This is a genomic window from Rhodococcus sp. JVH1, from assembly GCF_000280725.2.
GTDB lineage: Bacteria > Actinomycetota > Actinomycetes > Mycobacteriales > Mycobacteriaceae > Rhodococcus_F > Rhodococcus_F jostii_A.
The window spans coordinates 4,197,112-4,219,261 of record NZ_CP166289.1; the positions used below are offsets into that span (position 1 = coordinate 4,197,112).

A 22,150-nucleotide genomic window follows, 5' to 3' on the forward strand; every position below is an offset into this window, starting at 1 on the left:
GCGTTGGAGTCGCCGGCTCAGCCGGCCGCGTCGGAGTTGCCGGCTCAGCCGGCGACGGAATATCCGGCTTCTTCGACAGCGCCCGCGACAGCACTCGGATCGAGGTCGGTGGTGCTGTCGATGACGACCTTGCCGGTGGCCAGATCGACGTTGACGTTGGTGACGCCGGGAAGTGCGCTGATCTCCTCGGTGACCGAGGACACGCAGTGGTTGCAGGTCATGCCGCTGACGGTGACGCTCGAGGTGCTCACGAGTCTGCCTCTCTTCGGGGTGTCGATGTCGTCTCTGAGAACTACCATACCCCCCTACCGTATTCTCGCAAGGGTGATGGCGGCCACCCGGTACCGTGTTCCTCGCCCACGCGGGCCCCGAAAGGTGATTGAGTGAGATACCGCATCTCACCCCACTGGGAAGCGGAGCCCGGCAATGTCGATGGACGAGTCGCGCACCCAAATGCTGCGCCGCAAACCCCTCACCGAGGTCGAGGACGACACTCCGCCCGACGAGCGTCTGACCAAATCGCTCGGCCCGTGGCAACTCACCGCGATCGGCGTCGGCGGCATCATCGGCGCAGGCGTCTTCTCACTCGCCGGCTCGGTCGCGCATTCCGTCACCGGCCCGGCCGTGCTGATCTCGTTTCTGATCGCCGGCATCACGGGCGTTTCTCGCCGACCACCCCGGCGGAACGGTCGTCGCCCTCGGTGAAGGATTGCAGACCAGCTACTGGCGGATCGGCGACCCCGACATCCGGTGGGTGTCGATCGACCTGCCAGAGGTGGCCGCGCTGCGCAGGCAACTGCTGCCGGACGAGCCGCACGTCACCACACTCGCCGTGTCCGCTGGACCGCTCGTGGATGGACCACGTCGACACCGGCCGGGCCGTGTTCGTCTCGGCGGAGGGCCTGCCGATGCATCTGCCCGCCGACGAGTCGCTGTCCCTGATCGGGGACTGCGCCCGGCGTTTCCCCGGCGGCCGGATGATGTTCGCCTCGGTACCGAAATGGTTCAGCCGCAGGACGCAGAAGGGAATGCGGATTCACGGCGACTACACCGTCCCGCCGATGCCGTTCCACCTCTCCGCCGGCGACGCGGCGGACCTGCCCGGACAGGTGCCGGACCTCGCGTTCACCCGCGAGGTGACACTGCCCCTCGGCCGCGGCCTGTGGGGGTCGACCCTGCTGCGAAGGCTGTCGGAACTGCGGCCACTGCGCAACTCGCGTCCGACCTTGACCCTGTGCGGATTCGCGGGCTGAACCCGTCCGACGAGCGATGTGGGCCGACCCGCAGCAGAATGGTGCAATGGCGGACCGCGGATTCACCCCCACACAGCTCGCGGCACGTGCCGCGTACCTGCTTCGCGGCAACGACCTCGGCACGATGACGAGTGCCGCGCCGCGCCTGTACCCGCACATGTGGAGTTGGGACGCGGCGTTCGTCGCGGTCGGATTGGCGCCCCTGAGCGTGGAGCGGGCCGTCGTCGAACTCGACACCCTGCTGTCGGCGCAGTGGAAGAACGGGATGATCCCGCACATCGTGTTCGCGAACGGCGTCGACGGATACTTCCCCGGCCCCGGGCGCTGGGAGTGCGGGACCCTCGCGGCGCACGCGCCGAGCGGCACACAGACGTCGGGGATCACCCAGCCGCCCGTGCACGCCATCGCGGTGCAGCGCATCCTCGACCACTCGCGCAGGCACGGCCGCAGTACCCGCGCCGTCGCCGAGGAGTTCCTCGACCGGCGCTGGCCCGACCTCGTGCGCTGGCACCGCTGGCTGGCCAACGCCCGCGACCTCGACGGCAACGGCCGGATCGCGCTGTACCACGGCTGGGAGTCCGGCATGGACAACTCGCCGCGCTGGGACCACTCGTACGCCAACGTCGTGGCCGGGGTGATGCCCACGTATCTGCGCGAGGATCTGTCCCACGTCGCCGACACCGGACAGCGTCCGTCCAACGGCGAATACGACCGCTACCTGTGGCTGCTCGAGGAGATGAAGACCGTCCGCTACGACGACGAGGAACTGGCCACCGCCATGAGCTTCGCGGTGGAGGACGTGTTCGTCAGCGCCGTGTTCTCGATGGCGTGCGAGGTGCTCGCGACCATCGGCGAGGAACACTCGATGCCGAACTCCGACGTCCGGGAACTGCACGGGTGGGCGGCCCGGTTCCGGCAGGGTGTCCTCACCACCACCGACCAACGGTCCGGGGCGGCACGCGATTTCGATCTGCGCAGCGGCCGGTGGATTTCCACCGAAACCCTCGCGATGTTCTCGCCTCTGCTGTGCGGCGGCCTGAGCCGTGACGCCGAACGCGCCCTGCTCCGCACGTTCGAGGGACCGAAGTTCTGCGGCCACCCCGACCTCCGGTACGCCGTGCCGCCGTCGACGTCGCCGGTGTCGGGCGATTTCCGTCCGCGCGAGTACTGGCGTGGTCCGGTGTGGCCGGTGATGACGTGGCTGTTCTCCTGGGCGTTCGCCCGGCGCGGGTGGGCCGAGCGCGCCCACCTGCTGCGGTCCGAGGGGCTGCGGCAGGCGAGCGACGGCAGCTTCGCCGAATACTACGAACCGTTCACCGGCCAGCCCCTCGGCAGCATGCAGCAGTCGTGGACGGCCGCTGCGGTTCTGGACTGGTTGGGCTGAGGCCCGTGAGTACTTATTAACCGCGGGACGTTAATAAGTACTCACAGGCCGAAGGCGCTAGTCGCACAAGCGGATCGGGCCGAGCTCGGCGTACCGGTCGCCGGGGCCGGGGTTGTCGGCCGGGGCGGCACCGCCCAGGTGGTGCATCACTCCCCAGACGGCGTTGAGTGCGGTCTGCACGCCACCCTCCGCCCAGCCCGCGGTCCACGAGATGTCGTCGCCGGCCAGGAAGATGCCGCGGTGTCGCGGGTGGAGTTCGTCCTGGACGAAATGGCTGAACAGCCGTTCCTGGTACCGGTAGTGGCCGGGGAGGTTCGCCTTGAACGCACCCATGAAGTCGCGTTCGGTCTCCCAGGACAGCGTGACCGGGGTCGAGATGATGTGACTGCGGAAGTCCACTCCCGGGTAGATCTCCTCGAGCGACTTGATCATGAGGTTCATCCGCTCCGTCGCATCGAGCGGCAGAAGCTTGAGTGAATCGTCGGACCACGTGTAGGACAGGCAGATCAGGCCGGGCTTGTCGTCACCGTGGTCGAGGAGGTAGGTGCCGCGGCTCATCCGGTCCGTCAGGGTCATGCTGACGAGATCGCGGCCGGTGACCGGATCCTTGTCCTTCCAGAACGGACGATCCACGAGGGCGAACACCTTCGTCGACCCCATGTAGTGGGTGCGTTCGATGGCGGTCCAGTGGTCGATCGGGAACAGGTCGTCGTCGCAGTGAATGTTGTTGAGCAGCATCCAGCTCTGCGCCGTGAAGACGGCGGCGGGGTAGGTGCGGATCTCCCCGGACGAGTCGGTGACCGTCACCTGGTGCGGTGCGGTCCTCCGGACCTCCGTAACGCGGGGCCGGGTGGCTCCACCGTTGAGTGCACGCACCGACGTGCCGTCCGGCCAGTGCGCCATCCCCGCCGGGGTGTCGGTCCACAGGCGCAGGGGCAGTTGCTGCGACCCGCCGACGATGCCGCGGTGGTGATCGTCGGCGGCGGTGATGACGACGCGCAGGATCTCGAGGATGGAGTTGGGGAAGTCGGTGTCCCAGCCGCCCGTTCCGAAACCGACCTGCCCGAACACTTCCCGATGCCGGAACGACGCGAAGTGCTTCGACGAGGCGAGGAAGCCGTAGAACGTCTGATCGTCGAGCCGGACCACCAGGTCGTTCCAGATGCGCTTGAGTTCGGCGGTGTCGCGGTCGCGGATCGCTTGCTGGAGCGGAATCAGCTCGGCGTGGTCCTCGAGCGTGCGCTGCCACGCATCCGAGACTTCCCGGAACACGGGCGGCAGGTCGTCGAGGTGCTGCGCGTAGTAGCTTTCGCCCTTGAGGTCGATGACCGTGCTGGGGGTGCTGTCGGCGAGCGGGTTCGGGAATGCCTCGGTCCGCAGGCCCATGGCGTCGAGGTAGTGGAACAGGGTGGTCGACGACGGTGGGAACCGCATCGCGCCCATCTCGGCCACGACGTCCGGGTGCCCGTCGAACGGATGCGACCGCATCCGGCCACCGATCTGATCGGCCTCGTAGACAATCGGTTTCAGCCCGAGTTTCATCAGCTCGTACGCGGTGACCATCCCCGACAGTCCGCCGCCGATGACCGCCACCTCGGTGCCGTGGCGATCGGTGGGCACCGCGCCGAGACCTGAGCGGTGCGTGACGTAGTCATCGTAGGCGAACGGGAAGTCGGGGCCGAACATGGTGAGCGGCCGGGGATCGGTGTCCGCGGCGGTGCTGTCCGGAGTGACGGGGATCGTCATGAAGTCTTCTCCTGCAGGAAGGGGTAGAGGTCGACGCGTCGGTCGTCGAGATGGGTGTTCTCGCGGCGGGATCGGTGGAGGACGTCGAGTTCGAGGTCGACGATCGTCAGCTCCTCGTGGCGGCCGGCGCGGGCGAGTTCGGTGCCGTCGGGCGCGATCGCGCAACTGGATCCGCAGTAGTCGAGGTCGGCTTCGGTGCCGCACCGGTTGACGTACGTGACGAAGAGCTGACTCTCGTAGGCCCGGGTGGGGACGACGCTCTCCGCGATGAATTCGTACGGGCTCATCAGGCCGGTGGGGACGACGAGCCACTGGGTTCCCCGGTCGGCATGTGCGCGAACGGCTTCCGGGAACTCGACGTCGTAGCAGATCAGGATTCCGCACCGGATTCCGGCGTGGTCGAACTGGGCCACCAGTTCGTCGCCGGCGGCGAAGTGCGAGCGGTCGAGCTCACCGAACAGGTGGGTCTTGCGGTAGTTGGCGAGCGGCGTTCCGGACGGGTCGAACACCTGCACGCTGTTGTAGACGACGCCCCCGTCCGCCTCGGGGTATCCGTAGACGACGGCGATCCCGGACTCGCGCGCGATCTCCGCGATCCGCGTCGCGATCGGTCCGTCGGCGGGTTCGGCCCGCTCCGCGATCAGAGATCCGATGTTGTAGCCGGTGGCCGCCATCTCCGGGCAGACCAGGATGGACGCCCCGGATGCCGCCGCCGTCTGCGCGGCCGACTCGATGACGGAGAGGTTCGCCGCCACGTCGAAGGACAGTTCGGGACCTTGGAACAGCGCTGCTCTCATGGTGCCGTCACCTCTTCCGGGTTGTTGCGGAGTTCGGACTTGCGGACGCCGTACGCGAAGTAGATCGCGAGCCCGACTGCCATCCACAGCGCGAACGCCACCCACGTCGAGACGCCGAGGCCGAACAGCAGCAGCGCGCAGAACACGACGCCGAGAACCGGCATCAGTGGGAACAGCGGCGTCCGGAAGCTGCGGTGCAGGTCGGGATGGCGCCGGCGCAGGATGATCACGGCGATGTTGACGAGCATGAACGCGAACAGCGAGCCGATACTCGTCGCGTCGGCCAGTTCGCCCAGCGGCACGAAGCCGGCGAGCGCGGACACGACACCGCCGACGACGACGATGTTGACGACGGGCACCCGGGTGCGCGGGTTGACGCGGGAGAAGACCCGCGGAACGAGACCGTCGAGCGACATCGCGTACAGGATCCGGGTCTGCCCGTACATCACGGCGAGGACGACGCTGGCGATGGCGATCACCGCGCCCGCTGACAGGAGGATGGCGGGCCAGGTGCTGGTGGTCGCGGCATTCAGGATGGTCGCGAGTGCGGCGCCCTCGCCCGCGATGTCCTGCCAGGGCATCGCGCCGACGGCGGCGATCGCGACCAGGCAGTAGAGGATCGTGACGATCAGGAGCGAGAGGATGATGGCGCGGGGAAGGTCGCGTTTCGCGTTCTTCGCCTCGTCGCCTGCGGTCGACGCGGCGTCGAACCCGATGTAGGCGAAGAACACCTGGGAGGCCGCGGCCGTCACGCCTGCCGCGCCGAGAGGGATGAACGGTGCGAAGTTTCCGGCGCGGAACGCGGTGAACGCGACCGCGCAGAAGAACACGAGCACGAGGATCTTGAGGGCGACCATGACCGTGTTCACCAGGGCGCTCTCGGAAGCTCCCCGGGTCAGCAGTGCCACCGCGACGAGCACGATGACGATGGCGGGCACGTTCACGATGCCGCCCGCGCCCGGTGATTCGCTGATCGCGGTGGGTAGTGCGATGCCGAACATGCCGTGGAGTAGTTCGTTGATGTACTCGCCCCAGCCGACGGCGACGGCTGCGACCGAGACGCCGTATTCGAGCATAAGGCACCAGCCGCAGATCCACGCGAAGAGTTCGCCCATCGTCGCGTAGGTGTACGAGTAGGAGCTACCGGAGACAGGGATGCTGCCTGCGAGTTCCGCGTAGGAGAGGGCGGAGAAGAGGGCGGTGAATGCCGCGAGCACGAAGGCGAGGACGACGGCGGGGCCGGCTTTGGGTGTCGCCTCGCCGAGGATGACGAAGATGCCCGTTCCCAGCGACGCACCGATGCTCAGTGCGGTGAGGTGCACCAGGCCCATCGACCGCTTGAGGCCGTGACCGGGTTCCTGGTCGTTGCGCGCCACGATCGCGTCGACCGATTTGCGGGCGCGCAGTGCGCCGGCCAGTCCCGGCGGGCGCGGAGAAATCTTGGTGATGTCCAACGTTGAGCTCCTGAGCGGTGGAGTGATGTGGACAACAATGAACGGGCAAGCCGTGACTGTCAACACATGTTTCCTAAACCGCTTGACGGTTTCCTAGCGGGAGGTGGGCCGGACGTCGTCCGGTAGTGCGGGGGCCAGAATCCACAGGACCGTCGCGGTGTCGTCGCCGAGCGCGCGGAAGCTGTGCGGCAACTGGGGCGAGAAGGTGAACGCGTCCCCGGTCGCGAGCGACACGTCCTCCCCGGCCCCTGGACCGTTGAAGGAAATGCAGATCCGGCCGGAGACGACGTAGACGAAGGCGACGTCGACCGGAAGCTCGTACGTTTCCGAGCCGCTCCCGCCGCCGGGCTCGATTCGGCTCAGGAGCGACTGGATGCGGCGCTCGCCGAACGGGGTCAGCAGGAACTCGGCCATGCGCTCCCCGCCGAAACTGATCGGCGGGTAGTTGTCGGCTCGTACCACCTCACCTGCGGCGGAGCTCTCGAACAGCGACCCGACGGGAATGTTCAGTGCGGCGCAGATCCGCACCAGCGTGGCGACGGATGCGCTCGCGTGGTCCCGCTCGATCTTCGACAGGTAGCCCTTGGTGATGCCGCAGCTGGCGGCCAGGTCGTCGAGGGTGAGGCGCTGGGCCTGCCGGGCGGCCTTGAGCCGGGGGCCGATTCTGGGCGCGTCGACGCCCGACGCACCTTCGGTTGCGAGCTCGTTCGCCATGCATCGATCCTTCGTTTGTGTCTCGTATAGGAAACAGGTGTTGACAAGAATGCATTCCAGGGAAACGATACGACGACGCCACGTCTCCGGCACACACCGAAGGATTCCGATGAGTACAGACGACATCCGCCCCATCGACGCGACCCGCATCCAGAGCCCCATCGACGCGACCCGCATCCAAGGCCCCGTCGACGCCACCCGCACGCCGCGCTACGCCGAACCCAGCACATTCGCCCGCCTCCCCCGGCTCGACGAGGTGTCTCGCGCCGACGTCACCGTGATGGGCGTCCCGTTCGACTCCGGCGTGAGCTACCGTCCCGGCGCACGCTTCGGCCCCGGCCACATCCGCGCCGCATCGAAGCTGCTGCGTCCGTACAACCCCGCACTCGACGTGCACCCCTTCGCGGCGCAGCAGGTCGCCGACTTCGGCGACATCGGCGTCAACCCGTTCGACATCCAGGAAGCCCTGGCCACCGTCGACGGCGCCGTCACCGACCTGCGCAAGGACGGTTCCACCGTGCTGACGCTCGGCGGCGACCACACCATCGCCCTGCCGATCCTGCGGTCCCTCGCCCGCGACCACGGCCCCATCGCCGTGCTGCACTTCGACGCGCACCTCGACACTTGGGACACCTACTTCGGTGCCCCCTACACGCACGGCACCCCGTTCCGGCGGGCCAGCGAGGAGGGGCTGATCGACCTCGAGCGTTCGCAGCACATCGGTATCCGCGGCCCGCTGTACAGCAAGAAGGACCTCGAGGACGACGCCGTTCTCGGCTTCCAGGTCATCCGCTCCGACGACTACGAGGTGGACGGGGTCGCGAGCATCGTCGAACGGATGCGTCGACGGCTCGACGGCGGACCGGTCTACGTCTCCGTGGACATCGACGTCCTCGATCCCGCGCACGCGCCGGGCACCGGAACACCCGAGGCCGGCGGGATGACGTCCCGCGAGTTGCTGAACACGCTGCGGGGACTGGTCGGCCTGAACGTGGTCGGCGCCGACATCGTGGAGGTGGCGCCCGCATACGACCACGCCGAGATCACCGGCATCGCGGCAGCGCATGTCGCGTACGAGTTGCTGTCGGTGCTCGCGATCAACGCGTCGTCGGCCCCGGGACGGGCTGCGCGCGGCGAGACGCTCCGGCAGGCGGCGTACGTGACGAAGTGACGTCCGTTGCCACGTGCGGGCAGCGGGAAGACGTTACCCTCGGGCGCATGGCTACCGGGGTGAAGGTCCGAAGGTTCTCCAAGATCGCACCACTACTGCTCGCCGGTGCGCTCGCGGCCGCAGTGCCGGGGCATGCTGCCGCCGAACCTGTCAGAGGTCCGGACGTGGCCTCGTGGCAACATCCGGGCGGGTCGCCGATCGACTGGTTCGCCGTCCGCAACGCCGGCCACGACTTCGCGATGGTCAAGGCCACCGAGAGTCTCAACTACGTCAATCCGTTCTTCGTCCAGGACTGCCTCGCCATGCGGGTGGCCGGCGTCTCGCGGGGCGCGTACCACTACGCCGACCCCACCCAGTCGCCGGAAGCGCAGGCCGCGTTCTACTCGACGGTGGTGCTGGGCATCAACGGTCCGGGTGACATGCCTCCGGTCCTCGACATCGAGCATTCCGGTGGGCTGCCGCCCGCGGCGTTGATCGACTGGACGCACCGCTACCTCAACACGGTCCAATCGCTCACCGGGCGTCAGCCGATCATCTACACGTACCCGAACTTCTGGCGGACGGCGATGGCGAACACCAACGAGTTCGCCGGCTACCCGCTGTGGATCGCCGACTACAACGGTCAGAACGCCCCCGGCCCCCTCCCCGGCGGCTGGAGCAACTGGACGTTCTGGCAGTACACCAGCACCGGTCGCATCGCCGGCGTCAACGGCGACGTCGACCTCAACGTCTACAGCGGGGCGCAGGGCGACTTCGCGCGATACTCCAACAGCGCATCCCCCTTCGGCAGCTGACGCCGTCGGGCGCGATCAATCCCGGCACGCCGGATTTCCGGGGAACGCCGGAACGCCGACTCGGCAGCCGACGTCGGTGACGGCGGTCAACCGCTCGACCGGCTCCCGGATCTCGAGCGCAGGCACGAGGCCGTCGGTCAGGAGTGCATTCTTGGTCGACGGCGCCGTGGCGTGATCGTCCAGGGTTCCGCGCACCCGCGCGAAGTTGACGAGTTCGTCGTACACCATCGACAGGGCCGCCTCGGTGGTCCGGTCTTCCGGGTGCAGCCCGGCGAAGTCCACGCCCGTCTCGTATTCGTGGCGGACGGCGTGTGGACCCTGGTCGCAGGTGGGCTGGTTCAGATCGATCCGGAAGTCCGGCCCGGCCGGACCCGGCGGCGTGATCGTGCCGGCGTCGGTGCAGACGTGGTGCGAGATGCGGTCACCGAGTGCGTGAATGTAGATGCCGGTCCGCGCATTCCAGGAATTCTCGCCGATCCAGGAGTCGAATTGTGACGACAGGACCGTGTCGGAGATGACCTGCTGCCCCGTCATGTTGGTGAACGGTATGGCGGCCGGAGTCTCCAGGCTGTACGTGCCGTTGATCTGCACGGGATCGGCATCGCCGTAACACGTTGCACCCGTAGCATAGTCGCCGTTCTCCGAGGGGTTCGTGAAACCTCCCGTGCACAACGGAGCGCCACTTCCCGGCCCGGCCAGGGCCCAAGTCCGCAGGTGCGTGAGCATGACCTCGTGCCGGGGATCGTCGACATCCGGCTGCAGGCCGTTGGGCAGGGGATCCGCCGGTCCGCGCAGCGTGGGCAGGAAGTGGAAGAGGAACCCGCCGGTGGCGAAGTGGGTGCGCACCAGTCCGCTGATGTCCTTGGTGGTCAATGCGTCGGCGTCCGGGACGAGCCGGCCGAAGATGTCGCGTGGGGCGAACGTGCCGAGGTCGGTCGCCTCGTCGTACGCCGCGATCCAGTAGGCGTCCCGCTCGGAGAAGCCGACGGTGCGGGCGATGATGTACGTCGAGTCCGAATGCACGAGACTCCGTCCGCCGAGCGGACGGCGCAACGTGAAGCCGTAGCGGAGGAACGCCTCGGCGCCACAGATCGGCGAGTTCGGATCGTCGAGTAGGCATTCGGGTGGCAGCGGAGCGCAGTTGTGCGGTGGGGCACCGTCCTCGGTGTAGCAAATATCCTCGGCGAATCCGTACACCGGTGGTGGTGACACGACGAATGCCGCGGCGGTAAGCGTCAGCGCCACGATGGTTCCACCGACTCTTCGAGTGAATCTTCTCATCGAGGTGCACCTTTCGGTGTGGCCGAGTAGATCAACATTAACACCGGGGACCAGGCAGGATGCTCGGTTCTCGCGAGCCCTGAAATCAGTACGAGAATCCGAGTCTTCACCTGGTGAGGATCCCGGCGACCAGGTTGATCGTCGTCGCGAGGATGACTGCACCGAAAACGTAGGACAACAGGCAGTGCCGGAGCGCCACCGCCCGGATCTCCGGGCTCGAGACGTCGGTATCGGATACCTGGTAGGTCATCCCGAGGTTGTAACTGAAGTAGAAGAAGTCGCGAAACGCGGGCGGGGCGGTGGAATTGAAATCGATACCACCCGTTGATTTTTCAGGACCCGATCCCTCGTAGTACAGAAAGGCGTATCGGGCCGCATACATCAGGTGCAGCGAAGCCCACGCCAGGAAGACCCCGATCAGGGCCACGGCGGCGTGCGCGGTTCCCGCCGAGGATCCGCCGGCCACCTGCAGTGCGACGATTGCTCCGAGACCTCCCGAAGCCGCTGTCACCACGACCAATTCGTCGACTATCGGACGAAAATCCTCGCGTCCCACGTTGCGGCGAGTCGCCGCCGCATCCATCGGCCACAACACCGCCCAACCGGAGACGACGAACACGGCGGCAGCAGCGGCGATGCCGACGAGAGCCCCCAACGCGGCTGTGATCACCAGGCCGCCGATGAAGCCCGCCGCGACACCGACCACCACCGCGGCGGCCACTCTCGGGATGGCGGAGGTCGGGAGAGGTACGTGCAATGCCTATGCCTCTTGCAGGAGGCGTCGAGGCCGGTGCGGCATCACCCGAGACGGGATCGGGTGAGCCGTCACCATCGGCGCTCCCAACGCCGGGTGGCGACGTTCAGGTCGTCGCACGATTGCGGAGTCATCTGCGACCTCCTGAGTGTTGACACAGAGCGTCCGCGAGGGCGGACGACAGGCCAGGGCGTACCAGCGGCGTGTGCCGAGAAGTCTATCCCGCCAAGTGCCGTCACCGGATGGCGTTACCGTGATCGGTGAGCTCGATTGTGGGCGAACGCATTCGATCCACGACGGGCCGACGATGCCTTGGGGCTTGCCCGAATCGGACCAGGAACTGGAGAGGAGTACCAACCCCTTTCCACTTTCAATTTATAGCGCACCCCAGGGCTTGCGGCAAGGCCCGGGTCGTGCCGCAGAATTACCGGCCGAAGCCAGAACCTGCAGAAATAGGAGTCGCGAGTGCGTGTGTTGTTGTCGACGTATGGGTCGCGTGGGGACGCCGAACCGTTGGTGGGTCTCGTGGTGCAGTTGCAGGCACTCGGCGCGGAGGTGCGGGTGTGCGCGCCGCCGGACGAGGACTTCGCGCAGCGGCTGGCCGGGGTCGGTGTGTCGATGGTGCCTGTCGGCCGGTCGGCGCGCGCGCTGACGACGGCCGCGCCGTCGGCGGCGGACCTGCCCCGGCGCGCGGCCGAGTTGATCGCCGGCCAGTTCGACGCGGTCACCGCGGCGGCCGAGGGATGCGACGCGTTGGTGGCGACCGGCGCGATGCCGGCCGCTGCCGGTGCACTGTCGGTGGCCGAGAAGCTGGGCATCCGCTCCGTGTCCGTGACGTTCCAGCAGCTGACCCTGCCGTCGCCGCATCGCCCGCCGCTCGCGTATCCGGGCCGGGCATTCCCGCCGGACGTGACGGACAACCGGGTGCTGTGGGACCTGGACGCTCAGAGCATCGATGCGCTGTTCGGGGAGGCGCTGGACACCAACAGGGCCTCGATCGGCCTGCCCCCGGTGGGCAACGTTCGCGACTACGTCATCGGCGACCGGCCGTGGCTGGCGACCGACCCGACCCTGGATCCGTGGCAGGAGACACCGGACCTCGACGTCGTACAGACCGGCGCGTGGATCCTGGCCGACGACCGCCCACTCCCTGCCGAGTTGATGACGTTCCTGGACGCAGGCACACCACCGGTGTACGTGGGCTTCGGCAGCATGCCTTTGCACGCGGCGACGGACGCCGCCTCGGTGGCCATCGAGGCGGTCCGCGCGCAGGGCCGCCGCGTACTCGTCGGGCGCGGCTGGGCCGACCTGGCCCTGATCGACGACGTGGACGACTGCTTCGCCGTCGGCGAGGTCAACCAGCAGGCACTGTTCCGGCGCGTGGCCGCTGTCGTGCATCACGGCGGCGCCGGGACGACGACGACGGCCACCCGGGCCGGCGCGCCTCAGGTGGTGGTGCCGCAGATGGCGGACCAGCCCTACTGGGCCGGTCGGGTAGCCGACTTGGGCATCGGCGCGGCGCACGACGGTCCGGTTCCGGCCGTCGAGACCCTGTCGGCCGCGCTCACGGCGGCCTTGACCCCCGAGACCGGAGCACGCGCGGCCGCCGTGGCGGGCACGATCCGCACCGACGGTGCAGCGGTCGCCGCGACGTTGCTGCTCGACACGATCGTCCGAACCTCGGATCGGAGTTGCTGACATGACCAACTTGACTACCAGCGCATTCGACCTTCCCGACCACCTCGCGCCCAAGGCCGACCCGACGCTGATCGCCGACGACGAGCAACACTTCGCGGCTATCGCGGAAAGCCTCGAGCAGTCGATCGCAGACCTCGACCACCGCATCGACACCGAGCGCAAGGCACCTCGCCGGCTGGGTCAGGAGGCGATGGAGCGGGACATGATGGTCCACCGGCTGAACGCCGAGCTGCGTGCCCTGCGCCGCTACGGGTTGGACCTGTGCCTCGGGCACTTCGTCAGCGCAGACAACCCCGAGCCTGTGTACGTGGGACGACTCGGCCTCATGGACCGTGCGGGCAATCAGCTGCTCGTCGACTGGCGCTCCCCCGTGGCCGAGCCGTTCTTCGGTGCGACCCACGGCAATCCGATGGGTCTGGAACGCCGCCGCCGGTACCGCTGGACCCGCGGCCGGGTCAGCGACTACTGGGACGAGGTGTTCACCCCGGACGGGTTCGCAGGGAACGCCGCGCTCGACGACCAGTCCGCGTTCATCGCCAGCCTGGGCAGCAACCGGTCGGCCCGGATGCGGGACGTGCTCGGCACCATCCAATCCGACCAGGATGCCATCATCCGCGCGGGATCCCGTGGCGCCCTCGTCGTCGACGGCGGGCCGGGTACGGGCAAGACCGTCGTCGCGTTGCACCGCGCCGCGTATCTGCTCTACTCCGACGCCCGACTCCGTCACGGCGTGCTGTTCGTCGGTCCGCACGAGCCCTACCTGGCCTACGTCGCCGATGTCCTGCCCAGCCTCGGAGAGGAGGGCGTGCAGCTCTGCACACTGCGGGACCTCGTCGCCGAGGGTGCCACCGCGACAGTCGAAACCGACCCGGATGTGGCCCGCCTGAAGTCGTCCGCGGATCTGGTGAAGGCCATCGACGCGGCCGTCGCGTTCTACGAGGAGCCACCCACCGAGGGTATGACGGTCGCGACCGAGTGGTCCGACATCTGGCTGAGCGCCGACGACTGGGCCGAGGCGTTCGAAGCGCCGGAACCCGGTACTCCGCACAACGAGGCGCGCGAGCAGATCTGGGAGCTGCTGCTCACGATCCTGATCGACAAGTACGACGGTGACGTTCCGGCCGTCCAGCTCCGGAAGTCGTTGCAGCAGAACGACGAATTGCGCACGACCCTCGACAACGCGTGGACACTGATCGAGGCGGCCGACCTCGTCGCCGACCTGTGGTCGGTGCCCGCGTACCTGCGCAAGTGCGCGCCCTGGCTCAACCCCGACGACGTTCGGAAGCTGCAACGCCCGGACGCCCAGCGCTGGACGGTGTCCGACCTGCCGCTCCTCGACGCCGCACGGCAGCGGCTCGGCGACCCGGAGGAACCACGACGCCGACGTCGCCACCAGGCCGCCGTCGCCGCCGAACGCGAGCAGAGGTCCAAGGTCATCGACGACCTGATCGCGTCCGATGCCTACGACGACGGTGAAAGTTTGATGACACAACTGCGACAGAAGGACCTGCAGGAGATGCTGGTCGACGAAGCCGCGCTGTCCAGCGCCGACCCCGACCTGCTCGACCGCACGTTCGCACACGTCGTCGTGGACGAAGCGCAGGAATTGACCGACGCCGAGTGGCAGATGTTGTTGCTGCGCTGCCCGTCCCGGAGCTTCACCATCGTCGGCGACCGCGCCCAGGCCCGGCACGGGTTCACGGAGTCGTGGCAGGAACGGCTCGAGAGGGTCGGGCTCGACCGGATCGAACTGGCCTCACTGACCGTCAACTACCGGACACCGAAAGAGGTCATGGCCGAAGCCGAGCCGGTCATCCGCGCCGTGCTCCCGGACGCCAACGTGCCGACCTCCATCCGCAGCAACGACATCCCCGTCATGCACGGATCCGTTTCCGATCTGGGTTCGATCCTCGACACCTGGCTCGAATCGAACTCCGACGGAATCGCCTGCGTCATCGGCGATTCGACGTTCCGGGCAACGCCCCGCGTCCATTCGCTGACCCCGGAGCTGTCGAAGGGGCTCGAGTTCGACCTGGTCGTCCTCGTCGACCCGGACACCTTCGGCACGGGGATCGAAGGAGCCGTCGACCGCTACGTCGCCATGACCAGGGCGACCCAGCGACTCGTCATCCTCACGAGTACCTGACGTCGGCCGAAGCTCTCGAAGTGCCGCGATCATGGCCCGCTGAAGGAGTCCAAGGCGGCCACCAGCGCGGAGCTGAATCCGCCTCCACCGTGGCCGGCATCGTCAACCACGACGAGTCGACTTTCCGGCCAGGCCCGCGAGAGCTTCCAGGCCGTGTCCAACGGTCCAGAAACATCGAAGCGGCCGTGGACCAGCACTGCCGGGATACCTGCCAGACAGCTCATTCCGTCCAGTATCTGGTTCGGGACGAGGAAGCACTCGTGACTCCAGTAATGCGTCACCAACCTGGCGAAAATCATCCGGAACGTTGCGTCCTCGTATCGGGGGCTCGGTGTCCATCCCGGCATCAACGACACGTGGGTGTCCTCCCACGCACACCACCTCGTCGCCGCCTCCTCGCGCACCGCCGCGTGCGGGTCGGCGAGGAGGCCCGCATAGGCGGCTGCCAGATCCCCGTCCCGTTCGCCGGCTGGTACGGGAGCGATGAACTCCTCCCACTCCCTGGGGAAGATCCGACCCATGTCGCGGGTGATCCATTCGATCTCGGTTCGGGATCCGGACGTGATCGCTCCGAGCGCCATCGCGAGGACACGCTCGGGATGGCGCTGGGCGTAGACCAAACCCAGGGTCACACCCCAGGACACCCCGGCCACGACCCAACGCCTGATCCCCAGATGCTTACGCAGGCGTTCGATGTCCTCCATCAAATGTGTTGTCGTGTTGGTCGATAGGTCGGTGTCGGGGCCGGCGGCTAGCGGGCGGCTGCGCCCGCATCCGCGTTGGTCGAACAGCACCGCGCGAAAAGCATTCGGGTCGAAGAAGCGTCGTGCGCCGGGAGTGCATCCAGATCCCGGGCCTCCGTGCAGATACAGCACCGGCGTCCCCGTGGGATTTCCGGTGGTCTCCCAATACAGGGAATGGCCGTCGGAAACTTCGAGAAACCCGGCTTCGTACGGTTCCACCGCAGGATGGAGAGCGCTACTCACGAACTCAGCTTCGCGTCCTGCACGAGGAGACGAACCGCGAATCAGTCGTTCCCGGTCTCGGTGGTAGCCACCGCCGGGAGCCGCCTGCGACGATTGCATGTGCCCTTCGAGAGGAGTCGAACGATGACAGCATCCGATCCACAGGTCACCACCCGCGAGGAATGGCTCATCGCGCGCCGCGAGTTACTCGCACAGGAGAAGGAGCTGACCCGCCACCGCGACCGGGTCAACGCCGCCAGGCGCGCGCTGCCGATGGTCGAGATCACCGAGAACTACGTTTTCGACGGCCCCGACGGCAGGACCGGATTGGCCGACCTGTTCGACGGCCGCAGCCAACTCCTGATCTACCACTTCATGTTCGAACCCGACGCCGACGAGGGATGCCCCTCCTGCTCGTTCACGATGGACAACGTCGGCGACCTCCGGCACCTGTACGCCCGGGACACCTCGTTCGCGGCTGTGTCGCGTGCACCGCTGCCCAAACTCGAGCAGTACCGCCGGCGCATGGGCTGGACGTTTCGGTGGTATTCCTCGCACGGCAGCGACTTCAACTACGACTACCACGTCACCCTCGACGCGTCGGTCGCCCCGGTCGAATACAACTACAAGGACGAGGCCGAGCTCGTGCGGTTGGACCCCGCATGGGAAGGCTGGTGCGGCGAAGAGCACGGCGTCAGTGCTTTTCTCCGCCAGGGTGAGCGCATCTTCCACACCTACTCCGGTTATGCGCGCTCCACCGAGATCCTCCTCGGCACCTATCACTGGCTCGACCTCACTGCCCGCGGCCGTCAGGAGGACTGGGAACCAGAACCCCGCCGCGGCGACGACCCCTTCATGAGTTGGCTGCGCCGCCACGACGAATACGAACCAGGCGAGATTTCCGGAAAGAAGATCCCCGACTGACCGCCGGCGTTACATCAGTTCGAGTCCCGTTGCCTGCAATTCGAGATAGTCCCGCACCAACAGGTGAGAACACGGCGTGGACACCGCGGTCCAGGGCGTGTGTTGGGGTAATTGCAGTGTCAGCGATTCGGGTACGGCTTCGCGACACCTGATGACCGCCCGGAGCCGGCCGCCCGGCATACCCCGGATCGGCAGTCCGGTGCGAACCAACCCCGAACCCGACTACCGGCAACGGATGGCCGTCAATCGGTCAAAGGCCGCAATGCGCTGGGAAAATTCGATCACGGCCACGGACCGCCACCGAGTAGGGGTCGACTACGAATGCTGCCATGCTCCAGTAACTTTGGATGACCGTGTGTCGTCCACCGCCACTGCCGTCCCGATTCCCGATCGGCGGCGCCGGCTTCGTCCGCGGTCCTGCATGTTCACGATCGCGGCCGCGGTGGACGCGATCGTCCGGTCGCCGTCGTGGGTCAGCCCGTCGAGTACCCGCCGGGCCGCGGTGCCGGGAATCTCGGCAAGGGCCTGCGTGATCCGCAACCGCGTCGGCGCGTCGTCGGCATTGTCGAGCCTGTCCTGCAGGGCCTGGACGATGTCGTCGGCCGAGGGTGAGACCGTCGTCAGCAGGCCCAGCACTTCGGCGGCCTCGACATCGCGTCGCCCCTCGACGACCATCTCGATCAGGGCGGGTATCGCGTCGACGTTTCCGCGAGAGCCGAGAGCGAGGGCGGCGTACCCGCGGACCGTGGCGTCCGAATCATCGAGGGCTCGTCTCAGATGAACCGCCGCCTCCGCGGTGTGGATTGCCGCTATCGCGGTAGTGGCGCGACGCCGGACATCGACCTCCTTCGCGTCGAGACCGTCGGCCAGATCCGCGAGTCCCGGGCCGGCGGCCCGCGCCAGCGACCACTGCAGCGCTCCGGCCACATTGGGGTCGTCCTCCGACAGGATGGCCTCGACCAGCGCGTCGACGGGCAGCGCCGCGGTCCCGTCGTGAGACAGGATCGCTTGTTGACGGCGGGCCGCGGACTCCGATTCGAGCGCACGCACCAGACTGACGATGCGCAGGACGTCGTCCCACTCCGCAGGTGCGGCGGCGTCGACGCGTTCGAGCTTGCCGAGCAGTTCCTGCTCCGCAGCGATCCGCCGGCGCGTGTGCCGGATGAGGTCTCCCACCAGATCGGCCGGTGCGAAATCGGGCTCGTCCAATGCCCGCTTGGCCTCGTTCAACGACAACCCCAAGGTCCTCAGGCTCTCGACGTGGAAGAGCCGTCGGATGTCGTCGGCGGAGTACTCGCGGTAGCCGCCGGACGTGCGGCCCGTGGGCTTCACCAGTCCCAGCCTGTCGTAGTGGCGCAACATCCGCGTACTGACACCACAACGCCGGGAGACCTCACCGATCAACATTCCATCGCCTCCTGCTACGCGTTCGGACCGGTGACCGCGACGCGTTTCGCCGTCTCGACCGAGAGGGTGAACCCGCTGTCGGGGTCGTGACAGAGCCGCTTCGTCGCCTCCGCATGCGCTCGAATACGCGGATCGGGACTCGTCCCGGCTGCATCGAGGACCGGGAGGACAGCGTCCCCGAGTCCCACCAGAGCACGGCTCAGACTGAGCTGCACGTGCTGGTCGCCCCGTCCGAGTTCGGTCGTCAGATCGGCCGCGAGCGCAGCCTCGTCGCCGGGCGGCACGAGTGCCACGGCGGCCCGCCACGCGCTGCGCGCGACCTCGTCGTGCTCGTCGTGCAGCAGTGCCGACACGGCGGGCCAGGCGAGCCGGTCCCCGATCTTGGACAGGGTGTGCAGCGACTGACTGCGGGCCTGCGCGGTGTCCGACCCGAGCTCTCGGACCAGTCTCGGCACCGTGAGCTCGGTCGGGAAGCGGCACAATGCCCAGGTCAGCATGTCCCGGACAAAGAAGTCCGGCTCGACGGCGCACCGATCGACGAGAGTGTCCGTGAGATGCGGATCGGGGCGTGTGCCTGCCGAGAGCGCCGCACGCAGCCGACCCGACGGGTCGGCTGCGGCGAGAGCGTCGACGAGGTGGGCATTCGGCCCACCGTGGTTGGTTGTGTTCACGACAACCACCTCCTTCGCCGACCATTCGAGTCCTTGTCACTGTGTCAGGGTCAAGGGCTCGTTGTCAGGAGGCTGTCGTCTGCCGGTCAGTTCGTCATGCTGGCGAACATGCCGGGCTCGTACGAACCCGCCGGGTTGCGCACGATCACGTTGATCCGGTTGGCGGCGTTGATCAGGGCGACCAGCGAGACCAGCGCGGCGATCTGGTCGTCGTCGTAGTGCTTGCGCACCTGGGCCCAGGTCTCGTCGGTCACGCCGTGGTGGGCGTCGGCGAGCCGGGTGCCTTCCTCGCTGAGCGCCAGCGCGGCCCGCTCGGCCTCGGTGAACACGGTGGCCTCGCGCCAGGCCGCGACGAGGTTGAGCCGGACCGGGGTCTCGCCGGCAGCTGTGGCGTCCTTGGTGTGCATGTCGGTGCAGAAGCCGCAGCCGTTGATCTGACTGGCCCGGATCTTGACCAGTTCCTGAGTGGCCTTCGGCAGTGGCGATTGGTCGATCACCAGGGACGCGTTGGCGAACCTCTTGCCGAACTTCAGGGCGATCTCGTTGTCGAACAGGTTGAATCGGGCGTCCATGACTTCGTCCTCACTCGTGGTGTCGTGTACTGCTCGGAACGAACATGAGATGCCGGCGACCCGATTCTTGTGACAAATCGTTCACGCCGCTGCCTCGCGGTCACGTAATTTGGCAGCGGGCAACACGGCTGGGTGTCACAAAACGGCGGGGTCCGGTGTCTGGTGTGTGACACAGTCGAGAGTGAAGAGGAGCCACCATGGCCGGCACGTCGCAGACCACGCCCGCAGATCGCGGCGGGAGCCAGGACGATCGTTCGGACCCCGCTACGGAGGCGTTCGTCGCCCACCGCAACCTGCTGTTCACCGTCGCCTACGAGATGCTCGGCTCGGCCGCCGACGCGGAAGACATCCTCCAGGAGACCTGGCTGCGGTGGGCGGGTGTCGATCTCGACACGGTGCGCAATCAGCGTGCGTACCTGGTCCGGATCACCACCCGCCAGGCGCTCGTCCGGCTGCGCACACTCAGCCGTCGCAAGGAGTCCTACGTCGGCCCCTGGTTGCCCGAGCCGCTGCTGACTGCGCCCGATGTGGCCGAGGACGTCGAGTTGGCCGACAGCGTCTCGATGGCGATGCTGCTCGTGCTGGAGACGCTCGCGCCGACCGAGCGGGCCGTGTTCGTGCTGCGTGAGGTGTTCGCTCTGGAGTACGGCGAGATCGCGGACGCCGTCGGCAAGAGCCCGGACGCCGTCCGTCAGATCGCGCACCGGGCGCGGGCGCATGTCGCGGCGCGCAGGCCGCGCGGCGTCGTATCCCCGGCCGAGTCCCGAGACGCACTCGAGGCGTTCCAACGGGCGCTCGAAACGGGCGATCTGCAGAGCCTGCTCGACCTGCTCGCACCGGATGTCGTCCTGTTGGGTGACGGTGGCGGAGTCAAGCAGGCTGTGCTGCGGCCCATCGTGGGGGCCGACAAGGTGGGTCGCCTGCTGGCGGCCGGCCTGCCCCGGATCGACGGCACGGTGTCGGTCGAGCCGGTGCAGATGAACGGCTCCCCCGCGCTGATCGTCCGGCTCGACGGGGAGATCGACGACGTCGTGGCGGTGCGGATGGACGACGGCAAGATCACCGGGCTCTACATCGTGCGCAACCCGGAGAAGCTGTCGCGCGTCGAGCGGGAAACCGCGGTGAGCCGCTGAGGGAGCAAGCCGCCCTACCTCGTCGCCGCTTGGTGGCGGTCGCGCCACGCTCGCTCCCATTGCCGGGTCAGGGCGGGGTAGACGATGAGGTACCGGAAAGGCGCGATGGCGGTCATGTAGAGCCGCCCGAACCATCCGTTGGGCTTGACGAGAACGGTCATCTGCAGCTCGTAGTCGCCGTTCGCTCCTCTCGCCCAGCCGAGATGCATCACGGTGTGCACGGTCTTGTTCGCCAGCTCGCGGGCGGACTCCGTGTCGAGCTCGTACACCGCGGTGAGGGGCATGCCTGCGTCGTCCGGGCCGCGCGGAGCGGCGCGGAGATCGCCGGGCAGGCGGTCGCGGAGCGAGGCAACCCGCTCACCGACACCAGTTGAGCGATTGTCCCAGCCGAAGAGTGCCCCGAGTTTCCATCGAACGGCGAACAGGAACCTCACCAGTCGGGGCTGCTTCGCGGGTCCGCCCGCGGCTCGCATCGCTGCGAGCATTGTGGGGAAGTCGTCGGGCCCGGCTCCGGGAGTGCGGAACGACCACACGTCTTCGACGTCGAAGTCTCTCGTGAATTCGTGGATGCGCCAGGGCTGCTCGATGTAGGTGGCCTCTGCTATTCGTGGCACTGTCGACCCCGATCTATACGGCACCGTATATTTCATCTATACGGTACCGTACAAATTGAACGCGATCAATGGAGGTGGCCCGATTCCCGCCGTCGCCCGCACGACACGAGCCCGCTGGATAGAGGCGGGCCTCGACGCCCTCGCAAGAGGAGGCCCCGACGCCGTCCGCGTCGAGACACTCGCCGCCGAACTCGGCGTGACGAAGGGCGGGTTCTACGGCTACTTCGACGGCCGTCCCGCGTTGCTCACCGAGATGCTCGACGAATGGGAACGCCGCTGCACCAAAACCGTTATCGCCCAAGCCGATGCCGAAGGCGGCACCCCCGCCGACAGAATCCGGCGCGTGGGGCAACTGACCTACTCGGAGGACTTTCAACGGATCGATCTCGCGATCCGGGTCTGGGCCCACCACGACCGGTCCGTCGCGACGCGCCTGCACGCCATCGACAACGAGCGGATGGACTTCCTGCGAAAGATGTTCGGCACCTTCGTCACCGACCCCGACGAGATCGAGGCACGCAGCACCCTCATGTTCGGACTTGCGATCGGCCGTCACTTCATCGTCGCGGACCACCCCGGGTACACCAAACGTGAAGCCATCCAACTCGCCGGAGAATTCCTCCTGCGCCCGTCCGAGACGAACAGTTCTGCCGGGTAAGGGTTTCCGACTGC

At 67.5% G+C, this 22,150-nt stretch carries 22 protein-coding genes; 10 read left to right on the forward strand and 12 right to left on the reverse strand.

Annotated elements, in window-relative coordinates:
• Positions 1-44: 44 nt before the first annotated feature.
• The gene (locus JVH1_RS19355) at positions 45-251 is read right to left on the reverse strand and encodes a heavy-metal-associated domain-containing protein (RefSeq protein WP_011596157.1); all 207 of its coding nucleotides are present in this window, start codon (positions 249-251) and stop codon (positions 45-47) included.
• Positions 252-426: 175 nt separating this feature from the next.
• Between JVH1_RS19355 and JVH1_RS19360 the strand changes: the two genes are divergently transcribed.
• The 3 genes from JVH1_RS19360 to JVH1_RS19370 all read left to right on the forward strand — a co-directional run bounded on the left by JVH1_RS19360 (position 427) and on the right by JVH1_RS19370 (position 2,637).
• Complete coding sequence (locus JVH1_RS19360; RefSeq protein ID WP_009476536.1) at positions 427-705, forward strand: hypothetical protein; 279 nt, start codon at positions 427-429, stop codon at positions 703-705.
• Between the two features lie 149 nt (positions 706-854).
• The gene (locus JVH1_RS19365; RefSeq protein ID WP_009476535.1) at positions 855-1,253 is read left to right on the forward strand and encodes an O-methyltransferase; all 399 of its coding nucleotides are present in this window, start codon (positions 855-857) and stop codon (positions 1,251-1,253) included.
• Positions 1,254-1,299: 46 nt separating this feature from the next.
• Positions 1,300-2,637, forward strand: coding sequence for an amylo-alpha-1,6-glucosidase (locus JVH1_RS19370; RefSeq protein WP_043780209.1), 1,338 nt, complete (start codon positions 1,300-1,302; stop codon positions 2,635-2,637).
• Between the two features lie 57 nt (positions 2,638-2,694).
• Here the strand turns inward: JVH1_RS19370 and JVH1_RS19375 are convergent, their stop codons facing one another.
• From JVH1_RS19375 to JVH1_RS19390, 4 genes are all read right to left on the reverse strand, one after another.
• Positions 2,695-4,383 (reverse strand): NAD(P)/FAD-dependent oxidoreductase, encoded by a 1,689-nt coding sequence (locus JVH1_RS19375; RefSeq protein ID WP_009476533.1) that lies wholly within the window; start codon positions 4,381-4,383, stop codon positions 2,695-2,697.
• The gene (locus JVH1_RS19380) at positions 4,380-5,180 is read right to left on the reverse strand and encodes a carbon-nitrogen hydrolase family protein (RefSeq protein ID WP_009476532.1); all 801 of its coding nucleotides are present in this window, start codon (positions 5,178-5,180) and stop codon (positions 4,380-4,382) included. Before JVH1_RS19380 ends, JVH1_RS19375 begins: the two co-directional genes overlap by 4 nt.
• The gene (locus JVH1_RS19385; protein ID WP_009476531.1) at positions 5,177-6,634 is read right to left on the reverse strand and encodes an amino acid permease; all 1,458 of its coding nucleotides are present in this window, start codon (positions 6,632-6,634) and stop codon (positions 5,177-5,179) included. The genes JVH1_RS19380 and JVH1_RS19385 overlap by 4 nt, the downstream gene beginning before the upstream one ends.
• A gap of 93 nt (positions 6,635-6,727) precedes the next feature.
• Positions 6,728-7,348 carry a helix-turn-helix domain-containing protein gene (locus JVH1_RS19390; RefSeq protein WP_005249249.1) on the reverse strand — a complete coding sequence of 207 codons (621 nt, stop codon included), beginning with the start codon at positions 7,346-7,348 and terminating at the stop codon, positions 6,728-6,730.
• A 109-nt stretch (positions 7,349-7,457) separates the two neighbouring features.
• On the opposite strand from JVH1_RS19390, the gene speB reads away from it, so the two are divergent.
• Together speB and JVH1_RS19400 are read left to right on the forward strand one after the other, a co-directional pair.
• Entirely contained in the window at positions 7,458-8,519 is a 1,062-nt protein-coding gene (gene speB / locus JVH1_RS19395; RefSeq protein ID WP_009476530.1) for an agmatinase, read from the forward strand.
• A gap of 47 nt (positions 8,520-8,566) precedes the next feature.
• On the forward strand, positions 8,567-9,313 hold the full coding sequence (locus JVH1_RS19400; RefSeq protein ID WP_009476529.1) for a glycoside hydrolase family 25 protein: 747 nt from the start codon (positions 8,567-8,569) through the stop codon (positions 9,311-9,313).
• Between the two features lie 15 nt (positions 9,314-9,328).
• Here JVH1_RS19400 and JVH1_RS19405 read toward each other — a convergent pair whose 3' ends face one another.
• Positions 9,329-10,594 (reverse strand): hypothetical protein, encoded by a 1,266-nt coding sequence (locus tag JVH1_RS19405; RefSeq protein WP_009476528.1) that lies wholly within the window; start codon positions 10,592-10,594, stop codon positions 9,329-9,331.
• A gap of 106 nt (positions 10,595-10,700) precedes the next feature.
• A complete protein-coding gene (locus JVH1_RS19410) occupies positions 10,701-11,315 on the reverse strand; it encodes a DUF1345 domain-containing protein (RefSeq protein ID WP_009476526.1) in 615 nt (204 codons plus the stop codon).
• A gap of 498 nt (positions 11,316-11,813) precedes the next feature.
• Here JVH1_RS19410 and JVH1_RS19415 point away from each other — a divergent pair, with 498 nt between their 5' ends.
• Complete coding sequence (locus JVH1_RS19415; protein ID WP_009476525.1) at positions 11,814-13,046, forward strand: glycosyltransferase; 1,233 nt, start codon at positions 11,814-11,816, stop codon at positions 13,044-13,046.
• Position 13,047: 1 nt separating this feature from the next.
• On the forward strand, positions 13,048-15,192 hold the full coding sequence (gene helR / locus JVH1_RS19420; RefSeq protein WP_009476524.1) for an RNA polymerase recycling motor ATPase HelR: 2,145 nt from the start codon (positions 13,048-13,050) through the stop codon (positions 15,190-15,192).
• Between the two features lie 29 nt (positions 15,193-15,221).
• On the opposite strand, the gene pip is transcribed toward helR, so the two are convergent.
• Positions 15,222-16,178, reverse strand: a complete 957-nt coding sequence (gene pip, locus JVH1_RS19425; protein ID WP_043780201.1) for a prolyl aminopeptidase — start codon at positions 16,176-16,178, stop codon at positions 15,222-15,224.
• Positions 16,179-16,301: 123 nt separating this feature from the next.
• Here pip and JVH1_RS19430 point away from each other — a divergent pair, with 123 nt between their 5' ends.
• The gene (locus JVH1_RS19430) at positions 16,302-17,081 is read left to right on the forward strand and encodes a DUF899 domain-containing protein (RefSeq protein ID WP_009476522.1); all 780 of its coding nucleotides are present in this window, start codon (positions 16,302-16,304) and stop codon (positions 17,079-17,081) included.
• 315 nt (positions 17,082-17,396) lie between these two features.
• On the opposite strand, the gene JVH1_RS19435 is transcribed toward JVH1_RS19430, so the two are convergent.
• The 3 genes from JVH1_RS19435 to JVH1_RS19445 all read right to left on the reverse strand — a co-directional run bounded on the left by JVH1_RS19435 (position 17,397) and on the right by JVH1_RS19445 (position 19,731).
• Positions 17,397-18,488: a MerR family transcriptional regulator gene (locus JVH1_RS19435; protein WP_009476520.1), complete on the reverse strand. Its 1,092-nt coding sequence runs from the start codon at positions 18,486-18,488 to the stop codon at positions 17,397-17,399.
• A 14-nt stretch (positions 18,489-18,502) separates the two neighbouring features.
• Complete coding sequence (locus JVH1_RS19440; RefSeq protein WP_043780169.1) at positions 18,503-19,168, reverse strand: HEAT repeat domain-containing protein; 666 nt, start codon at positions 19,166-19,168, stop codon at positions 18,503-18,505.
• Positions 19,169-19,245: 77 nt separating this feature from the next.
• A complete protein-coding gene (locus JVH1_RS19445) occupies positions 19,246-19,731 on the reverse strand; it encodes a carboxymuconolactone decarboxylase family protein (RefSeq protein WP_009476518.1) in 486 nt (161 codons plus the stop codon).
• Positions 19,732-19,928: 197 nt separating this feature from the next.
• On the opposite strand from JVH1_RS19445, the gene JVH1_RS19450 reads away from it, so the two are divergent.
• On the forward strand, positions 19,929-20,864 hold the full coding sequence (locus tag JVH1_RS19450) for an RNA polymerase sigma-70 factor (RefSeq protein ID WP_009476517.1): 936 nt from the start codon (positions 19,929-19,931) through the stop codon (positions 20,862-20,864).
• Positions 20,865-20,878: 14 nt separating this feature from the next.
• On the opposite strand, the gene JVH1_RS19455 is transcribed toward JVH1_RS19450, so the two are convergent.
• Entirely contained in the window at positions 20,879-21,478 is a 600-nt protein-coding gene (locus JVH1_RS19455) for a DUF2867 domain-containing protein (protein WP_043780167.1), read from the reverse strand.
• Here JVH1_RS19455 and JVH1_RS19460 point away from each other — a divergent pair.
• Positions 21,456-22,136: a TetR/AcrR family transcriptional regulator gene (locus JVH1_RS19460; RefSeq protein WP_043780166.1), complete on the forward strand. Its 681-nt coding sequence runs from the start codon at positions 21,456-21,458 to the stop codon at positions 22,134-22,136. The two genes, JVH1_RS19455 and JVH1_RS19460, sit on opposite strands and share 23 nt — an antisense overlap.
• The last annotated feature ends 14 nt before the right edge of the window (positions 22,137-22,150 follow it).

What these genes read in the sequence shown, in the direction of transcription:
- speB (WP_009476530.1), top strand. Translation starts at nt 7,458, where the DNA reads ATGAGTACAGACGACATCCGCCCCATCGACGCGACCCGCATCCAGAGC.
- JVH1_RS19375 (WP_009476533.1), bottom strand. Translation starts at nt 4,383, where the DNA reads ATGACGATCCCCGTCACTCCGGACAGCACCGCCGCGGACACCGATCCC.
- JVH1_RS19405 (WP_009476528.1), bottom strand. Translation starts at nt 10,594, where the DNA reads ATGAGAAGATTCACTCGAAGAGTCGGTGGAACCATCGTGGCGCTGACG.
- JVH1_RS19435 (WP_009476520.1), bottom strand. Translation starts at nt 18,488, where the DNA reads ATGTTGATCGGTGAGGTCTCCCGGCGTTGTGGTGTCAGTACGCGGATG.
- JVH1_RS19430 (WP_009476522.1), top strand. Translation starts at nt 16,302, where the DNA reads ATGACAGCATCCGATCCACAGGTCACCACCCGCGAGGAATGGCTCATC.
- JVH1_RS19365 (WP_009476535.1), top strand. Translation starts at nt 855, where the DNA reads ATGGACCACGTCGACACCGGCCGGGCCGTGTTCGTCTCGGCGGAGGGC.
- JVH1_RS19370 (WP_043780209.1), top strand. Translation starts at nt 1,300, where the DNA reads ATGGCGGACCGCGGATTCACCCCCACACAGCTCGCGGCACGTGCCGCG.
- helR (WP_009476524.1), top strand. Translation starts at nt 13,048, where the DNA reads ATGACCAACTTGACTACCAGCGCATTCGACCTTCCCGACCACCTCGCG.
- JVH1_RS19380 (WP_009476532.1), bottom strand. Translation starts at nt 5,180, where the DNA reads ATGAGAGCAGCGCTGTTCCAAGGTCCCGAACTGTCCTTCGACGTGGCG.
- JVH1_RS19445 (WP_009476518.1), bottom strand. Translation starts at nt 19,731, where the DNA reads ATGGACGCCCGATTCAACCTGTTCGACAACGAGATCGCCCTGAAGTTC.
- JVH1_RS19390 (WP_005249249.1), bottom strand. Translation starts at nt 7,348, where the DNA reads ATGGCGAACGAGCTCGCAACCGAAGGTGCGTCGGGCGTCGACGCGCCC.
- JVH1_RS19400 (WP_009476529.1), top strand. Translation starts at nt 8,567, where the DNA reads ATGGCTACCGGGGTGAAGGTCCGAAGGTTCTCCAAGATCGCACCACTA.
- JVH1_RS19450 (WP_009476517.1), top strand. Translation starts at nt 19,929, where the DNA reads ATGGCCGGCACGTCGCAGACCACGCCCGCAGATCGCGGCGGGAGCCAG.
- JVH1_RS19360 (WP_009476536.1), top strand. Translation starts at nt 427, where the DNA reads ATGTCGATGGACGAGTCGCGCACCCAAATGCTGCGCCGCAAACCCCTC.